The following is a 15,805-nucleotide window of genomic DNA, read 5'->3' as shown; positions in this document are numbered from 1 at the left end:
TGAGGGCGGATGCAGCTTACTTAAGTGCGGAGTTCCGCCCTTGATACGTCTTCACAGACTTAGATCTTGCCGACCAGGTCCAGGGACGGCGCCAGAGTGGCCTCGCCTTCTTTCCACTTGGCCGGGCACACTTCGCCTGGGTGAGCGGCTACATATTGAGCAGCCTTGATCTTGCGCAGCAGCTCGGAAGCGTCACGGCCAACACCGCCGTCGTTCAGTTCAACGATCTTGATCTGACCTTCCGGGTTGATCACGAAGGTACCGCGGTCAGCCAGGCCAGCTTCTTCGATCAGGACGTCGAAGTTGCGGGAGATGGTCAGGGTCGGGTCGCCGATCATGGTGTACTGGATTTTGCCGATGGCTGGCGAAGTGTTGTGCCAGGCAGCGTGGGCAAAGTGGGTGTCGGTGGAAACGCTGTAGATTTCGACGCCCAATTTCTGGAATTCGGCGTAGTTGTCGGCCAGGTCTTCCAGCTCGGTTGGGCAAACGAAGGTGAAGTCGGCTGGGTAGAAGAACACTACGGACCATTTGCCTTTCAGGTCAGCGTCGGTCACATCTACGAAGTTGCCGTTTTTGTATGCAGTTGCTTTGAACGGTTTTACTTGGCTGTTGATGATAGGCATCGTTGACTCTCCGTCAGGGGTTAAGAAGTTGATGAGGTGAATCCTACCCACTCTCTCGGCAGATGGCTCATTGGCAAACCTGATGCTGACGATTGGTTTTCCCTATCAGGTGACGGTATTAATAGAAGAAATCTCAAAGCAGCGGTTGAGTGGCCAATGTCATGCCGAGAAAGGGCGTCGCTTCAACATAGCGCATGGCGGATTTCATGTCGCTCCAGCCGACGTAACTCATCAACGACTTCAAGTCCCACCCGCTGGAATGGGCCCAGGTGGCAAAGCCCCGACGCAGCGAGTGACTGGTGTACTGCTCGGCGGCGATGCCCGCACGCTCAAGCGCCTGGCGCAGCAGCGGTATCACGCTGTTGGGGTGCAAGCCCTCCTCCCCCAGGTTTCCCCAGCGATCGATACCGCGAAATACCGGACCGCGCACCAGGGCCGAGGCGCTGAGCCATTCGCTGTAGGCCTGCACCGGACAGAGGCGCAGCAGCGCCGGGGTGTGATAGGTCTTGCCGAGGTTGTCGCGGTCACTTTTGCTGCGCGGCAGGTACAGACTGATGCCTGCACCGGGTGTTGCCTGCACGTGTTCGATACTTAATCGGCACAACTCATCGCTACGGAAACCGCGCCAGAAGCCCAGCAGGATGAGCGCAGTGTCACGTTTGGCGCGCAGCAACCGCGGTGGGTCATGCGCCTCACTGGCCTCTCGCGCTTCAGCCTCAAGGGAGGCCGCGACCTGCTCCAGATGCCTGAGTTGCAACGGCTCGGCCTGCTTCTCCTGCGCCGGGTGCACGGCGCGAATCCCCTTGAGCACCTTGCGCACCACCGGCGCTTTCGTCGGATCGGGAAAGCCCTGGCTGGTATGCCATTGCGCCAATGCCGAGAGCCGCAACTTCAAGGTGTTGACTGCCAACACGCCGGCATGCGCCACCAGGTAACGCGCCACGCTGTCGCTGGTGGCCGGCAGAAATCCGCCCCAACTGACTTCGAAGTGTTCGATCGCCGCACGATAGCTGCGGCGCGTGTTATCGCGGGTGGCGGCGTTGAGGTAACGGTTCAGATCGCTCATGGGAGGCCTATTCGTACTGCTGGCAGAGGTATAAGCGCTCCAGTCGCTCATGACACGGGATAATACGCCAATATCCCATCTGTTAAATCATGAATTTTAACGAGTTTTTATTCGTGTTAGAGTATGTATCTACATAATACATACCACAGTACTAAATCGACGGAGACCCCATGGCTCGCGGCGGCATTAATAAAGCAGTAGTTCAAACGGCACGCCTGGCGATCCTTGCCCGTGGCGAGAACCCCAGCATCGACGCGGTACGCATCGAGATGGGCAATACCGGCTCGAAAACCACGATCCACCGCTATTTGAAGGAGCTGGACGACAGCGAAGCCCGCCTGACTATCACCGAAGCGCCGATCGACGACGAGCTGGGTGAGCTGGTTGCACGGTTGGCGCAGCGCTTGAAGGACAAGGCTCAAGAGCCGATTGACCTGGCCCTAGCGCAGTTCGAACAGCAAAAATCCGCCCTGCTCGCCCAGATCGAGGCGCTTGAAGAAGCTCACGGCGAACTCAAGCAACAATTCGATATTCAGGCGGCTGCACTGGCAGAAGAAAGCGCTGCCCTGCAAACCACCAGTACCAGTCTGCAAACCGAGCAAACGCGCAACGCCGGGCTCAGCCAGGCCTGCAGCGATTACGAGCTAAGGATCAACGACAAGGACGAACAGATTCGCTCGCTGGAAGAAAAGCACCTGCACGCCCGCGAGGCGCTGGAGCACTACCGCAATGCGATCAAGGAGCAGCGCGAGCAGGAGCAACGGCGCCACGAAGGCCAGCTGCAGCAAGTACAGGCAGAGCTGCGCCAAGCCCAGCAAAGCGCAATGGTTCGCCAGGACGAAATCACCCAGCTGCACCGTGACAACGAGCGCCTGCTGATCGAGCACCGAGTGACGGCAAAGGAACTGGCTGCGCTGCAGGAGCAAACCCGCAAAGACCAGGCCCAGCAACTGAAGCTGAGCGAACACGTGAGCCAGATCGACAGCGAGCGCACTCTCCTTCAGGAGCGCCTGCGGGTGGCCTTGCTTGAAAGTGAGTCACGCCAACAAGCGCTGGCTGAGCACGGGCACACCAACAAGCGCCTGGAACTGGAACTTATGAAGGCCCACGCCACTATCGAAGCCTTGCGCCTGGCCGCCGCCGTTGCAACGGCGCCAGAGGCAACACCGCCAGCCTGATCAGTCGGACACAGGCGTGCGCATGGTGACAAACTCTTCTGCCGCCGTGGGATGCACACCGATGGTTTCATCGAAGTGCTGCTTGGTCGCGCCGGCCTTGAGCGCAATCGCCAGGCCCTGGACGATCTCGCCCGCATCCGGACCGACCATGTGGCAGCCCAAGACCTTGTCGGTGTCCGCGTCGACCACCAGTTTCATCAAGGTTTTTTCCTGGCACTCGGTCAAGGTCAGCTTCATCGGGCGGAACCGGCTTTCGAAGATCTGCACCCTGTGCCCGCTCTTCTTCGCCTCCTCCTCCGTCAGGCCGACCGTACCGATATTCGGCAGGCTGAATACCGCTGTCGGGATCATTGCGTAATCCACCGGGCGGTAGTGCTCGGGCTTGAACAAGCGACGCGCTACGGCCATGCCTTCGGCGAGGGCCACCGGCGTCAGCTGCACACGGCCGATCACGTCACCGATCGCCAGGATCGAAGCTTCAGTAGTCTCGTACTGGTCGTTCACCTGGACGAAACCGCGCTCATCCAGTTTCACGCCGGTATTTTCCAAGCCCAGGTTATCCAGCATCGGACGTCGGCCAGTGGCATAGAACACGCAATCGGCCTCCAGCACGCGACCATCTTTCAAGGTGGCCTTGAGACTGCCATCGGCTTGCTTTTCAATGCGCTCGATATCGGCATTGAACTGCAGGTCGAGGCCGCGCTTGGTCAATTCTTCCTTCAGATGCGTGCGCACCGAACCATCAAAGCCGCGCAGGAACAGATCGCCGCGATAGAGCAACGAGGTCTGCGCGCCCAGGCCATGGAAAATCCCGGCGAACTCAACCGCGATATAACCACCGCCCACCACCAGCACACGCTTGGGCAACGCCTTGAGGAAGAACGCCTCATTGGAGCCAATCGCATGCTCACGCCCCGGAATATCCGGAATCTGCGGCCAGCCCCCGGTAGCGATCAGGATGTGCCTGGCCGTAAAGCGCTCGCCATTGATTTCCACCTGGTGCGGATCAACCAGGCGCGCATGCCCCTCATGCAGGGTCACGCCGCTGTTGACCAGCAGGTTGCGGTAGATGCCATTGAGGCGGTTGATCTCGCGATCCTTGTTGGCGATCAGGGTCGGCCAATCAAAATTCGCTTCACCCAGGGACCAGCCAAAGCCACTGGCTTGCTCGAAGTCCTCGGCAAAATGCGCACCGTACACCAGCAGTTTCTTCGGCACGCAGCCAACGTTCACGCAGGTGCCGCCCAGGTAGCGACTTTCCGCCACGGCCACCTTGGCCCCAAAGCCCGCAGCAAAGCGCGCCGCGCGAACACCGCCGGAACCGGCGCCAATTACATACAGGTCAAAATCGTAGGCCATTTCATTCTCCTCGGCAGGACATCAGCATACCGACTTACATGGGGCTGAAAAACGAAAAAGCCACCCGAAGGTGGCTTTTTCAAAGGCAGGCCTGCGTGAATCAGTAAGCCTTGCCAGTCTTGTAGAAGTGCTCGTAGCAGAAGTTGGTGGCTTCGATGTAGCCTTCGGCGCCACCGCAGTCAAAACGACGCCCCTTGAACTTGTAGGCGATCACACAACCGTCTTTGGCCTGTTTCAACAGGGCGTCGGTGATCTGGATCTCGCCACCCTTGCCTGGCTCGGTTTCTTCGATCAGCTTGAAGATGTCCGGGGTTAGAATGTAACGACCGATGATCGCCAGGTTCGACGGTGCATCTTCAGGCGCCGGCTTCTCGACCATGTCGCGTACGCGGATCAGGCCATCACCAATGTCGTCACCGGCAATCACGCCGTACTTGTTGGTCTCTTGAGGATCGACCTCTTGAACCGCAACGATGGTGCAACGGTATTTCTGATACAGCTTGACCATCTGGGTCAGTACGCCGTCGCCTTCCAGGTTTACACACAGGTCATCCGCGAGTACTACGGCGAACGGCTCGTCACCGATCAATGGGCGACCGGTCAGGATGGCGTGGCCGAGGCCTTTCATCTGAGTCTGGCGGGTGTAGGAGAAAGAGCACTCGTCCAGCAGCTTGCGGATACCGACCAGGTATTTTTCCTTGTCGGTGCCCTTGATTTGGTTTTCCAACTCGTAGCTGATGTCGAAATGGTCTTCCAGTGCGCGTTTACCGCGACCGGTGACGATAGAGATTTCGTTCAGACCGGCATCCAATGCCTCTTCGACGCCGTACTGAATCAGTGGCTTGTTTACCACCGGCAGCATCTCTTTGGGCATGGCCTTGGTCGCTGGCAAGAAGCGAGTGCCGTAACCGGCTGCTGGGAACAAGCATTTCTTGATCATATAAGTCCTTACAAAGGGCTGTGCGTACGGAATTCGGCGCAGTCTAATCAGGCCGCAGTCACCTTACAATGGGTCCTGCTGGCGTTGCGATGTCATCTAGAGAAAAAATGTCGGCGTAAGTTCCGCTGATCTTACAAAGAGCGGCTCTGCCGGCACGCTAAAAAAAGCCGCCTGCTCATGCTTAAAGGGGCTGCAACCCTTTTAGCACGCTTTTCAGGCTGGAACACTGACCTGGAATAACTTGCGCGGTCCTGGAACATTTGGCGCTATCATTGCACCCTTGAATCAGACCATGAGATTGTTAATAGATGTCAGAACCAAAAGGCGTGAACGGCTACCTGATCACCAAGCGAGCGGACGGCTGGCACCTGATCAACTTCCACGGAGACAGCGTCGCCGGTGTTTTCGAGACCGAAAGCATGGCAATCGCAGTCGCCGAAGTGTTTGTGGATGAAGCAGGCCACGCGTCGAGCAAAAGGCCGAAGGGCAAGTAAGCCTCCATGCCTATGCAAAAAGCCCCGACTTACGGGGCTTTTTTGGTTTTGCCTGTACCTAGATGGCAGTTCGCTATAATCTTCAAGAAACGCCCCACGACAGTGTCAGCGCCCCTCCCACACCCTCGACGACGAACACACATGAACAAATTTCTGGCACTGACTGCGGTACTGGCACTCGCCGGCTGCACCACCACATCCGATGTCTACCTCAAGAACGGCGAGCAAGGCCTGACCATCGACTGTTCAGGCGAAGCCAACTCCTGGGCCAGTTGCTACGAAAAAGCCGATGCCTCCTGCGCAGGCACCGGCTATCGCATCATCGGCACCGAGGGCACACCCGCGCTGAGCGAAGATGACAAGACTCTGGGCAAGGATGTGGGCAACTACAAAAGTCGCAGTGTGGTGGTGGTCTGCAAGTAACCCCGCGGGTTACAGGTGGATCTCGGCGAATTTGATCCCCAGTTCCCGAAGGATTTCGCTCAGCTCGTCAAGACTGGCAAAGGACTCGACTTCATCCTGATCATCCACCAGAAAAAAGCTGCGACCTCCGCTTTTCTTGAAGAAGACGATCCACTCGCCCAGGTCGGCGGGGTTCTGGATGACATGGGTGGCCGAGATTTCACCCTCGGCATGGCGGGCCTTGACGTGTTCACGCTTCATATCGGCTTTCCCCAGCGGCCTCAACCGGAAATGCACTCTTCCCCGGCTTTTTTCACATCACCCGGGCGGATCGGCACGTTGGACATGCTCTCGTAGAGCTTGATGCTGCTACCGCTGGAGCGCTCTTCAATTTCGAAAATAGCCGAAGGATCGGCGGAAAATTTCTGCGGCACGATAACCTGCACACCATCTTTATGCGGTTCAATCTGCGGCGGCCGACGAGTAGCCGACAGTTTCCTTACCACACACGCGGCATACTCCTGGGGTTTTTTCCCGGAAATGACGGCCAACGTCGGCGGGGTCTGCTTGATATCTGCAACCGAAGCACACCCACCTATCGCCAAGGCCAGAACCAACACACTCCACTTCATACAAAACCTCCAATAAAGACCCTACGACAGCGGAGATGGTAATTTTCTCCCGCCCACGTAGGATTTATCCCTGATAACTCGGTAAATAACTGTTTTAAATTGTCGACGCCGTTGAAGACGGGCCGATAATAAACGCGCTGGGGCTGATAAACTCTATCTTAACCTACGTATCATTCTGATTTTGCAGAAAAAGCCCTTCTGGAGACACCCTCATGAAATTTATCCACCAGCGCGAGCACCTCAACGAGGGAGACATTGTCGTCATCGAATGCTCGCAGACTTGCAATATTCGCCTGATGAGCGACGCGAACTTTCGCAGCTTCAAGAATGGCGGTCGCCACACATACCACGGCGGCGCCTTCGACAAGTTCCCCGCCAAGATCACCGCACCCAGCACCGGGTTCTGGAACATCACCCTGGACGTGGTGACGCGTCGCGCGATCAGCGTCACCCGCAAGCCGGCGCTGTCCCACAAGATTCGCATCGTACGTCGCACCAGCACCAAGCTGAGCTGACTCGAAGACGCCAGAGGAAATCACCGTGACTGCTACCACCAAATACGTGATCAAGTACAAGCTCAACGGCGAACGCCGCTTTGAGTTCGCCCAACTTACGAGCAACAGCGTGGAAGAGGCCCTGCAAGCCCTGGCGAAAATCCACGATGCCAGCGATGTCATCAGCGACATCAACGTGAGCAAGGCGCTGTAAGGCAATGCCCGGCCCCACTGATGACCTGTTCGCCGATGACGCCCTGCAACAACCCGCAGCACGTGAGCAGATCGGCGAACAGTCCTACGTGTTAAGGGGCTATGCCCTGCCCTGGATTGAGCGCCTTCTGCCAGAACTGCGCCGTGTGCTGGCGCAATCGCCATTTCGGCAAATGGTTACGCCCGGTGGCTTTACCATGTCGGCGGCCTTGAGCAGTTGCGGCGCGCTGGGCTGGACCAGCGACGCCAGCGGCTACCGCTACACGCCCCTGGACCCTCGCACCCGGCAACCCTGGCCAGCGCTGCCGGACACCTTGCGCCAACTGGCCATAGAAGCCGCGGCAGACGCCGGGTTTGTCGACTTTGCCCCCGACGCCTGCCTGATCAACCGTTATGTTCCGGGCGCGAAAATGTCCTTGCACCAGGACAGGAATGAACGTCGCTACAGCGAGCCCGTCGTGTCGATATCCCTTGGACTGCCGGCAGTTTTCCTGTTCGGTGGCCACGCCCGCAGTGACAAGACCCGCAAGGTCTCGTTGTTCCATGGTGATGTGGTGGTCTGGGGCGGGGTCGATCGGCTGCGCTTTCATGGGGTGATGCCGATCAAGGAAGGCGTGCACCCGATCATGGGCCCGCAACGTATCAACCTCACTTTTCGCACCGCCGGCTGATTTGACCGCAAGCTTCGGAGTGCCAGGCCACTGCAGCACGGCTAATCTGGCCAGGATCCGTCAAGAGTGCCAACCATGACTACCGAACAAGATCCGCGCTGGGCTGCGATTCTTGCCCGCGATCCGAAAGCCGATGGGCTGTTCGTCTACGGCGTGAAAACCACCGGTGTGTATTGCCGCCCGAGCAGCGCCTCGCGATTGCCCCGCCCGGAAAATATCGAGTTTTTCGACACCCCGGCACAGGCCGAGGCCGCCGGTTATCGCGCCAGCAAACGCGCAGCCGGTGACCAGACACAACTGGCTGCGCAGCATGCGCAATTGGTGGCTGACGCGTGCCGGCAGATCGAACACGCCGACACCGCGCCCAGCCTCAGCACGCTGGCGAGCCGGGCCGGCCTGAGCCCGTTCCATTTCCACCGGGTGTTCAAAGGCGTGACCGGCCTGACGCCCAAGGGTTACGCCAGCGCCCATCGCTCACGCAAGGTTCGCGAGGGGCTCAAGGGTGCGCATTCGGTAACCGATGCGTTGTATGAAGCCGGCTTCAACTCCAACAGCCGCTTCTATGAGTCGGCCAACCAACGGCTCGGCATGACGCCCAGCGACTACAAGGCCGGCGGCACCAACAACGATATTCTGTTCGCCGTCGGGCAATGCTCGCTGGGTGCAATCCTGGTGGCGCAGAGCGCCCGTGGCGTGTGTGCGATTCTGCTCGGGGATGACCCGGACAAACTGGTGCGCGACCTGCAGGATCAATTCCCCAGGGCCAACCTGGTGGGGGCCGACCGCCGTTTCGAACAATTGATCGCGCAGGTGGTGGGCTTTATCGAGGCGCCGGCCCTGGGCCTGGACTTGCCACTGGACTTGCGTGGCACCGCGTTCCAGGAACGGGTGTGGCAGGCCCTGCGCGAGATTCCGGTGGGCAGCACGGCCAGCTATGGGCAGATCGCCCAACGCATCGGCGCGCCCAAGGCCTTTCGCGCGGTGGCCCAAGCCTGCGGGGCGAACAGCCTGGCGGTAGCGATCCCCTGTCATCGGGTGGTGCGCAGCAATGGCGATCTATCCGGCTATCGCTGGGGGGTTGAACGCAAGCGGCAGCTGCTGGAGCGGGAAAGAGACCACTGACGCGCACGAAAAACGTCCCTCGTCCAGTGAATAAAACAGACTGGCCGGGTGCCAAGGGCCCTGTTAAAACAGCGACAAGCCTCACTGATACTGGAGACACGTCCCATGAGCACCTGGCCAGACACCCGTATTCTCGACTTGCTGGGCATCGACGTGCCCATCATCCAGGCACCGATGGCCGGTGCGACCAGCGCCGCCATGGTGATTGCCGCCAACCAGGCCGGTGCGCTGGGTTCGATCCCCGCGGCGATGCTGAGCATCGAGCAACTGCATGAAACCCTGGCCACCGTGCGCCATGCCAGTACCGGGCCTATCAACGTCAATTTCTTCTGCCATCAGCCGCCGGAGCCGGATGAGGAGTGCAATCGCCACTGGAAGGCCTTGCTGGAACCCTACTACCGCGAACTGGGCGCCGATTTCGATGCGCCGACTCCGGTCTCCAATCGCGCCCCGTTCAACGTCGCCAGTTGCGAAGTGGTGGAGCAACACCGCCCCGAGGTCGTGAGCTTTCATTTCGGCCTGCCGGAAAAAAACCTGCTGGAACGTGTCAAGGCGACCGGGGCCAAGGTGCTGTCCTCGGCCACCACGGTCGAGGAAGCGATCTGGTTGGAGCGGCACGGTTGCGACGCGATTATCGCCATGGGGTATGAGGCCGGCGGGCATCGGGGAATGTTCCTGGCTTCGGACCTGAGCAGCCAGATCGGCACGCTGGCCCTGGTCCCGCAAGTGGTGGACGCAGTGAGCGTCCCGGTAATCGCCGCCGGCGGAATCGGCGATGCGCGCGGTATTGCTGCGGCCTTCGTCCTCGGAGCCTCGGCGGTGCAGATCGGCACCGCGTACCTGTTCACCCCGGAGGCGACGCTCAGCCGGGCCCACCATCTGGCCTTGCTGACGGCCCAGGCCAGTGGCACAGCGCTGACCAACCTGTTCACCGGACGCCCTGCCCGTGGCCTCTTGAATCGCCTGATGCGTGAGCTGGGCCCGGTGAACCCGGCGGCGCCGGCCTTTCCTCTGGCAGGCGGCGCGCTGATGCCATTGAAGGCCAGGGAGGAAGCCGGTTTTGGCTCTCAGTGGGCCGGGCAGGCCGTCGGGCTCAAGCACGCACTGTCGACGCGCGAACTGACCACGCTGCTCGCCGCGCAAGCCCTCAAGACGCTTACCCGCACGCCGGACTAGAGCGGTACAGGTTCCGCAGGTCGTAGCCCGCTCAGGCGGTTTTCGTGGGCCTGGGTCAGTACCATGAAGCGCTTTTGCCGCAGGGCGTGGATACCGTAGATGATGCGGGCGAAGTGCTCGTTACTGTTCTTGTAGGGCTGGCAGGTCATGATCAAGGCGAAGAAGCAATCGGACTGCCGATGGGTGGCCATGGCGTTGATCAACTTCAGCCCGATAGCAAACAGCGCCTGGCCGGTGCTCATGGAGAGTCGTTCGTAGCTGGCCCCCAGTACGTGGTGTATCTGCACTTCGCGATGGGCGGCCAGCGTCTGGTGCAGGTAGTCGAGTTGCGCCCTTGTACACAGGTCCGCACTGGCGCGATCCCCCGTGACATAGCGTTCGATTTCGCTGCGCAGCAAACTGCGCCAGTCGTCGTCTTCCTGGCCGGCCCGCAGTGCGATCCAGTCGACGCAATCGACCAGGGCGTTCTCCGCCGTGGCAATCGGGCTGGCGAGGCCCGATTGCAACTGGTCCAGGTGAACCAATGCTCCGCGCACCAACTCCGCCTCTTCTGCGATAACGCTGTCCATCAGCTCCACATACTCTTCCAGCGACTCGTGGCGCCAGCTCCGGAAAGCCCCCAGCAGTTGCGCCCTGAGGTTGCCAACCACAGGCACCCCAACGGTACGGCGCAACATATCCTCGGATTCATCGATCAAGCCCCGCAGGTTACTGACCTGCAGCAACAGGCCGGCGTGATCGAACGGCTGCGGCGTATTTTGCAACGCCGTCGTCAGCTGCGACGCGCCCCCTGGCAGCTCCCGGGAAAGCACATCCCATAACCTGGGCAGTTGGCGTTGGATGGCGGTGATAAATCGCTGCGGACACGCGAGGACCGAATAGCTGCCGGTATTGAAGAAACGCCCCCAACTCACTCCCAGCCGGAACACCGTGTTGAGCTCATGGCTGGCCTCGATGACGTTGGCGTAGAGCTTGTAGACCACCAATTTGCCGCTCGACGCCGGTGCTTGCTGCACGCGCTGCTCCCAACCGGCGATGGAATCAAAATAGGCCAGTTGCTGCGCCGAAGGGTCCAGGCTCCCCAACCCCGTGTCCAGCACCGCCGCATCACTTTCATTGCGAACCGACAGGGCGAAATGGCACTGGGGACGCGGGTCGTCCGGTTCGGCGAACAGCAAGACGCCGATAGCCTGTACGTCCCAGGACTGGCTTGACAGGTAGTCCGCACAGCGCTTGGACTCAACGAAGCCGCCTGTACTCGAAGCCTCGGAGTCGCCCGCCAATTCGGCCAGCTTATTGGCGTCGCGATAAAGCTTTTCCAGACGACCGCGCATGCCCAGCAGGTCCGCTGATGTGGGCAGGAATAACGTGGAGGCGCTCGCCTGTTCCAGGGAAACAGGGGGGTCCGGGCGCTCACGGGATCTCAAGGCCGGCAACAGCAACTTCCCGGTCTGGGCCGACCGTTTCAACAGCGTGCGCAGTTGCCCCCTGGCCAGGGTAACGTCGGCAACCAGCTCCACCACGCCCAGCAAGACGCCCAACTTGCACTCATACACATAGGCGGCGTAATCCTCGGGTCGGTCCATGCTGCGGGCCAGTTGGTAGGAGAAGCTTGCGTCCGCGACATTGGCGATCAGGCCGACACCGCCGGACAACAGCAAAGCCCCGACGCCCGAAGCGGGACCGACCGCCGCTATCACCAGGCTGGACACCGCGCGGGTAGCGACCTTGAACAGGCCCCATTTCGCCAGGCGCCGCTCTTCATCGGAGGAAAATACCGCGTAATTCATCATGTGCTTGAGTTCGCCGATACCGATCTCATACAGCGCATCGTTGATGTTCGTCACCTCCCGGAAAGCCACCGGCTGCGGTGGCACGCGGCGGTAGTGATAGCCGTAGCGCTTTTTCTGCGGATAGAAATCCGAGCGCTCCACACTGAGTTTTTCCGGAAATGGCAGGTGGTGCGTGATAAACCGCATCAAGTCGTCACTGGGGTGCCCCGCCACGCCGCTGGGCTGCCACACCGCCCAAGTGAGCTCTGCCATGTTCAGTGAGATGAGGAGCGCCTTCTGTGAACTGAGCTTGAGCACCAACGCATTGGGCACCACTTTTTCCCGGAACAGCAGCAGGCGCGGCTTGACTTCCCCTTTCAGAAAACGATGGGCGAGTTCACGCAGGGACACATCCTGCTCAGCATCATCGACCAGGAACTGTGCCGCGCGGACCTTGGCCAAGGCCTCGCAGGTTTCGCCAAACAGTTGTTTGTAGTCGGTGTTGCGCGCCAGTTCGTCGATATCGGCGACAAAGGTTTCATACAGGATGTCGCGCAAGCGGCCCAGGGTGCGCACTTCCACGCTCGACAGCGGTTCCCCGCTGACATGGATGTTGGCGATGGTTTCCTGGAAATACGCCGTGCGCTGCGGCTCGCCCGTCAGCACCTGCAAGAAAGAAAAATGCTTGTAGCGCGGTGGCGCATAGGCGGTCATGCCCGCCGAATAGACCGGGTAGCCCACCTGGTATTTATAGCGAAACCGTTTTTCGTCCCTGAACCGATCCTGCGTCCGTTGCGGCAGCCCGGACTTGTTCAGGCAGCGCTCGATAAGGTTCTGGATATAGTCCTTGGAGAGTTCGGCGTTCCACACACTGCTCAGCAGGTTGTCCCATTTTTGCCAGGCCTTGGGGGGCGTAACCGGCTGTATCGACGTCGGCACGCCCTCCAGCCACTGCGCCAGGTCCCCAGGCAATATCTGTATCGAAAAAGACGCCTGGGAGGCGTCGCTGCGCACGAACCAGACATTCTGCTGGTCACTTTGTGCGCGGATCACGCCCTCTTCATCCATCACCCCGCAGTTCACCCAAGGACAACGGTGATTCAAATAGACCGCAAGATAATATTGCCAGCGTCCTGACGCTCGATATTCCTGGGCGACGGTGATCGAGTATTCCAGCGCTGGCGCACCGCCTGGAAGATTGCCAAGGGTCACCTTGAGCAATTGATTGGGCTCTATGTGAGTGTCTGGCAGCTGCACGTCCTTGAGTGTCCACCGCGCAAGGATACTCAAGATCGCAACCCCCACCGGCTCTTCGAAGGGTTTGAGCCACAGCCGGTTCTGGCTCGTATCGGCTGAATACTCGAAGCGGCTGCCCGACTGCACACCCATGCGCATGCCCGGCCACTCCAGGCTGATCGCCTTGGGCCATTGGTTGGCCCCCCGGGATGTGGGAGGCAGGTCGAACCAGATTTCCGCCATCATTTCGGCGTGGGTGTTCCACACCGATAGCACCACCACCTCGGTCTTGAGTACCGCCTGGTAAGGCATCATCAACTCATGCTGCACCCAAAAGCCCGCGTGGATCTGCCCACCGACGCGGATGCGACCGAGGAAAAATCGCGTGAAATTCAGCTCCCGTGCCACCTCACCGTAGAAATACGGCATCAGGACTTTGGTTTGTACGCTGTCGGTGTTTTGCTGCTTGCCGGCATATGCCTGCCAGGGAAACCGATCGTTGAGGATGTGCCACAGCGGCAACGACTCGTTCTCGACAATGATCGGCTGTCGCTGGCTGTCATCGGTATCGAATACCGAGAATTCGACGGGGATCAGGGCGTCCGCCCGGATCAGTGCCTTGGCCTGAGGTTCCAGCGTGGATTGAGCCAATACCCGCTCTATCCATGCTTGCGTGTAAGCCTCGCTGCTCTCGGTGTTTGTCGCGCCCACGTCGATGTAAGCGTATTCCTTGCCCATGATGTGCTTCCGTTTCAGATCAATACGCCGCTCACTATCGCGTTGCGACCAGCGCCCGGCTGTCAGCCATGGGGGTGTCGACGGGAGGAAATCTCGACCGCACGCCGACATCGATTCCAAGGATGGATTTCCCTTGCCATTTTTACGCTATATACCTATACATACAGCGCCTGGCAGCGCCCGTCCCTTATAATCGGTACCAGGTTCTGCACCTTCTCAAACGGAGCCGTTCATGACTTTCAATACCCCTCGCTTTGTACCCACGTGCCTGGCGGCATTGGTTGCGTTGCTCGCGACCGCAGCGGCCCACGCCGATGAAGTCCAGGTGGCCGTAGCGGCCAACTTCACCGCACCGATCCAGGCGATTGCCGCCGACTTCGAAAAAGACACCGGCCACAAACTGGTCGCAGCCTACGGCGCCACCGGGCAGTTCTACACCCAGATCAAGAACGGCGCGCCGTTCGAAGTGTTCCTGAGTGCCGACGACACCACCCCGCAAAAGCTCGAAAGCGAAGGCGACACGGTCAAGGGCTCGCGCTTCACCTACGCCGTGGGCACCCTGGCGCTGTGGTCGGCCAAGGAAGGTTATGTAGACGCCAAGGGCGAGGTGTTGAAGAGGAATGAATTCAAGCACCTGTCCATCGCCAACCCGAAAGCCGCGCCTTACGGCCTCGCCGCCACCCAGGTATTGGCCAAGGAAGGGTTGACCGAGCAGGTCAAGGACAAGCTCGTCGAAGGCCAGAACATCACCCAGGCCTTTCAGTTCGTTTCCACCGGCAACGCCGAGTTGGGTTTTGTGGCCTTGTCGCAGATCTATAAAGACGGCAAAGTCACCAGCGGCTCGGTCTGGATCGTCCCGGCCGCCCTGCACGACCCGATCAAACAGGACGCGGTGATCCTCAACAAGGGCAAGGACAGCGCTGCAGCCAAGGCACTGGTCGACTACCTCAAAGGGCCGAAAGCCGCCGCCGTCATCCAGTCCTACGGTTATGAACTGAGCAAGTAAATGCCCCTGTCGAGTGCCGATTTTTCCGCAATCTGGTTGACCCTCAAACTGGCGTCACTGACCACCGTGATCCTGCTGGTCATCGGCACTCCGATTGCCCTGTGGCTGTCGCGCACCCGTTCATGGTGGCGCGGTCCCATTGGCGCGGTGGTGGCCTTGCCATTGGTGCTGCCACCCACCGTCATCGGTTTCTACCTGCTGTTGACCATGGGCCCCCACGGCTACTTCGGCCAGTTCACCCAATGGCTGGGCCTGGGCACCCTCACCTTCAGCTTCGCCGGGTTGGTGATCGGTTCGGTGATCTATTCCATGCCGTTCGTGGTGCAGCCGTTGCAGAACGCCTTTTCCGCCATCGGCACACGCCCATTGGAGGTGGCCGCGACCCTGCGCGCCAATCCGTGGGATACCTTCTTCACGGTGATCCTGCCCCTGGCGCGCCCGGGGTTTATCACCGCGTCCATCCTGGGTTTTGCCCATACCGTCGGAGAATTCGGCGTAGTGCTGATGATCGGCGGCAATATCCCCGACAAGACCCGCGTGGTCTCGGTGCAGATCTACGATCATGTCGAAGCCATGGAGTATGCCCAGGCCCATTGGCTGGCCGGCGCCATGGTGGTGTTCGCGTTCCTCGTGTTGCTGGCGCTCTACTCCAGCCGTAAAACCAGGATGGGCTGGAGTTGATG

The 15,805-nt window shown here is 59.8% G+C and carries 17 protein-coding genes; 10 read left to right on the top strand and 7 right to left on the bottom strand.

Annotation, left to right across the window (positions count from 1 at the left end; translation table 11 throughout):
• Nucleotides 1-59: 59 nt before the first annotated feature.
• Together ahpC and PspCFBP13509_RS15690 are read right to left on the bottom strand one after the other, a co-directional pair.
• Nucleotides 60-623: an alkyl hydroperoxide reductase subunit C gene (ahpC, locus tag PspCFBP13509_RS15695; protein WP_003173835.1), complete on the bottom strand. Its 564-nt coding sequence runs from the start codon at nucleotides 621-623 to the stop codon at nucleotides 60-62.
• A 133-nt stretch (nucleotides 624-756) separates the two neighbouring features.
• Nucleotides 757-1,689, bottom strand: coding sequence for a site-specific integrase (locus PspCFBP13509_RS15690; protein ID WP_137212298.1), 933 nt, complete (start codon nucleotides 1,687-1,689; stop codon nucleotides 757-759).
• A gap of 170 nt (nucleotides 1,690-1,859) precedes the next feature.
• Here PspCFBP13509_RS15690 and PspCFBP13509_RS15685 point away from each other — a divergent pair, with 170 nt between their 5' ends.
• Entirely contained in the window at nucleotides 1,860-2,867 is a 1,008-nt protein-coding gene (locus PspCFBP13509_RS15685) for a DNA-binding protein (RefSeq protein WP_065946966.1), read from the top strand.
• Here the strand turns inward: PspCFBP13509_RS15685 and gorA are convergent, their stop codons facing one another.
• Nucleotides 2,868-4,226, bottom strand: coding sequence for a glutathione-disulfide reductase (gene gorA / locus PspCFBP13509_RS15680; protein WP_065946965.1), 1,359 nt, complete (start codon nucleotides 4,224-4,226; stop codon nucleotides 2,868-2,870).
• A gap of 100 nt (nucleotides 4,227-4,326) precedes the next feature.
• Nucleotides 4,327-5,166 (bottom strand): UTP--glucose-1-phosphate uridylyltransferase GalU, encoded by an 840-nt coding sequence (galU, locus tag PspCFBP13509_RS15675; RefSeq protein WP_003212579.1) that lies wholly within the window; start codon nucleotides 5,164-5,166, stop codon nucleotides 4,327-4,329.
• Nucleotides 5,167-5,474: 308 nt separating this feature from the next.
• Between galU and PspCFBP13509_RS15670 the strand changes: the two genes are divergently transcribed.
• Both PspCFBP13509_RS15670 and PspCFBP13509_RS15665 read left to right on the top strand, forming a co-directional pair.
• Nucleotides 5,475-5,660: a hypothetical protein gene (locus PspCFBP13509_RS15670; RefSeq protein ID WP_017528082.1), complete on the top strand. Its 186-nt coding sequence runs from the start codon at nucleotides 5,475-5,477 to the stop codon at nucleotides 5,658-5,660.
• A 141-nt stretch (nucleotides 5,661-5,801) separates the two neighbouring features.
• Nucleotides 5,802-6,083 carry a hypothetical protein gene (locus tag PspCFBP13509_RS15665; protein ID WP_065927483.1) on the top strand — a complete coding sequence of 94 codons (282 nt, stop codon included), beginning with the start codon at nucleotides 5,802-5,804 and terminating at the stop codon, nucleotides 6,081-6,083.
• Between the two features lie 9 nt (nucleotides 6,084-6,092).
• Here PspCFBP13509_RS15665 and PspCFBP13509_RS15660 read toward each other — a convergent pair whose 3' ends face one another.
• Nucleotides 6,093-6,323, bottom strand: a complete 231-nt coding sequence (locus PspCFBP13509_RS15660; protein ID WP_027606591.1) for a hypothetical protein — start codon at nucleotides 6,321-6,323, stop codon at nucleotides 6,093-6,095.
• 20 nt (nucleotides 6,324-6,343) lie between these two features.
• Nucleotides 6,344-6,694, bottom strand: coding sequence for a hypothetical protein (locus tag PspCFBP13509_RS15655; protein WP_027606592.1), 351 nt, complete (start codon nucleotides 6,692-6,694; stop codon nucleotides 6,344-6,346).
• 212 nt (nucleotides 6,695-6,906) lie between these two features.
• Between PspCFBP13509_RS15655 and PspCFBP13509_RS15650 the strand changes: the two genes are divergently transcribed.
• The 5 genes from PspCFBP13509_RS15650 (at nucleotide 6,907) to PspCFBP13509_RS15635 (ending at nucleotide 10,370) form a co-directional block, all read left to right on the top strand.
• Nucleotides 6,907-7,209, top strand: a complete 303-nt coding sequence (locus PspCFBP13509_RS15650) for a DUF1883 domain-containing protein (protein ID WP_003173824.1) — start codon at nucleotides 6,907-6,909, stop codon at nucleotides 7,207-7,209.
• 25 nt (nucleotides 7,210-7,234) lie between these two features.
• The gene (locus PspCFBP13509_RS31515) at nucleotides 7,235-7,402 is read left to right on the top strand and encodes a hypothetical protein (protein WP_178084549.1); all 168 of its coding nucleotides are present in this window, start codon (nucleotides 7,235-7,237) and stop codon (nucleotides 7,400-7,402) included.
• A gap of 4 nt (nucleotides 7,403-7,406) precedes the next feature.
• Nucleotides 7,407-8,072, top strand: coding sequence for a DNA oxidative demethylase AlkB (gene alkB / locus PspCFBP13509_RS15645; protein WP_074846828.1), 666 nt, complete (start codon nucleotides 7,407-7,409; stop codon nucleotides 8,070-8,072).
• A gap of 75 nt (nucleotides 8,073-8,147) precedes the next feature.
• A complete protein-coding gene (ada, locus tag PspCFBP13509_RS15640) occupies nucleotides 8,148-9,194 on the top strand; it encodes a bifunctional DNA-binding transcriptional regulator/O6-methylguanine-DNA methyltransferase Ada (protein ID WP_137212297.1) in 1,047 nt (348 codons plus the stop codon).
• 105 nt (nucleotides 9,195-9,299) lie between these two features.
• The gene (locus PspCFBP13509_RS15635) at nucleotides 9,300-10,370 is read left to right on the top strand and encodes an NAD(P)H-dependent flavin oxidoreductase (RefSeq protein ID WP_137212296.1); all 1,071 of its coding nucleotides are present in this window, start codon (nucleotides 9,300-9,302) and stop codon (nucleotides 10,368-10,370) included.
• On the opposite strand, the gene PspCFBP13509_RS15630 is transcribed toward PspCFBP13509_RS15635, so the two are convergent.
• The gene (locus PspCFBP13509_RS15630) at nucleotides 10,367-14,116 is read right to left on the bottom strand and encodes a hypothetical protein (protein WP_137212295.1); all 3,750 of its coding nucleotides are present in this window, start codon (nucleotides 14,114-14,116) and stop codon (nucleotides 10,367-10,369) included. The genes PspCFBP13509_RS15635 and PspCFBP13509_RS15630 overlap by 4 nt on opposite strands.
• A gap of 232 nt (nucleotides 14,117-14,348) precedes the next feature.
• Here PspCFBP13509_RS15630 and modA point away from each other — a divergent pair, with 232 nt between their 5' ends.
• A complete protein-coding gene (modA, locus tag PspCFBP13509_RS15625; protein WP_137212294.1) occupies nucleotides 14,349-15,122 on the top strand; it encodes a molybdate ABC transporter substrate-binding protein in 774 nt (257 codons plus the stop codon).
• Nucleotides 15,123-15,803, top strand: coding sequence for a molybdate ABC transporter permease subunit (modB, locus tag PspCFBP13509_RS15620; protein WP_065927477.1), 681 nt, complete (start codon nucleotides 15,123-15,125; stop codon nucleotides 15,801-15,803).
• The last annotated feature ends 2 nt before the right edge of the window (nucleotides 15,804-15,805 follow it).

Source organism: Pseudomonas sp. CFBP13509, assembly GCF_005233485.1.
Lineage (GTDB): Bacteria > Pseudomonadota > Gammaproteobacteria > Pseudomonadales > Pseudomonadaceae > Aquipseudomonas > Aquipseudomonas marginalis.
This window is presented reverse-complemented; position numbering and strand designations above follow the sequence as displayed.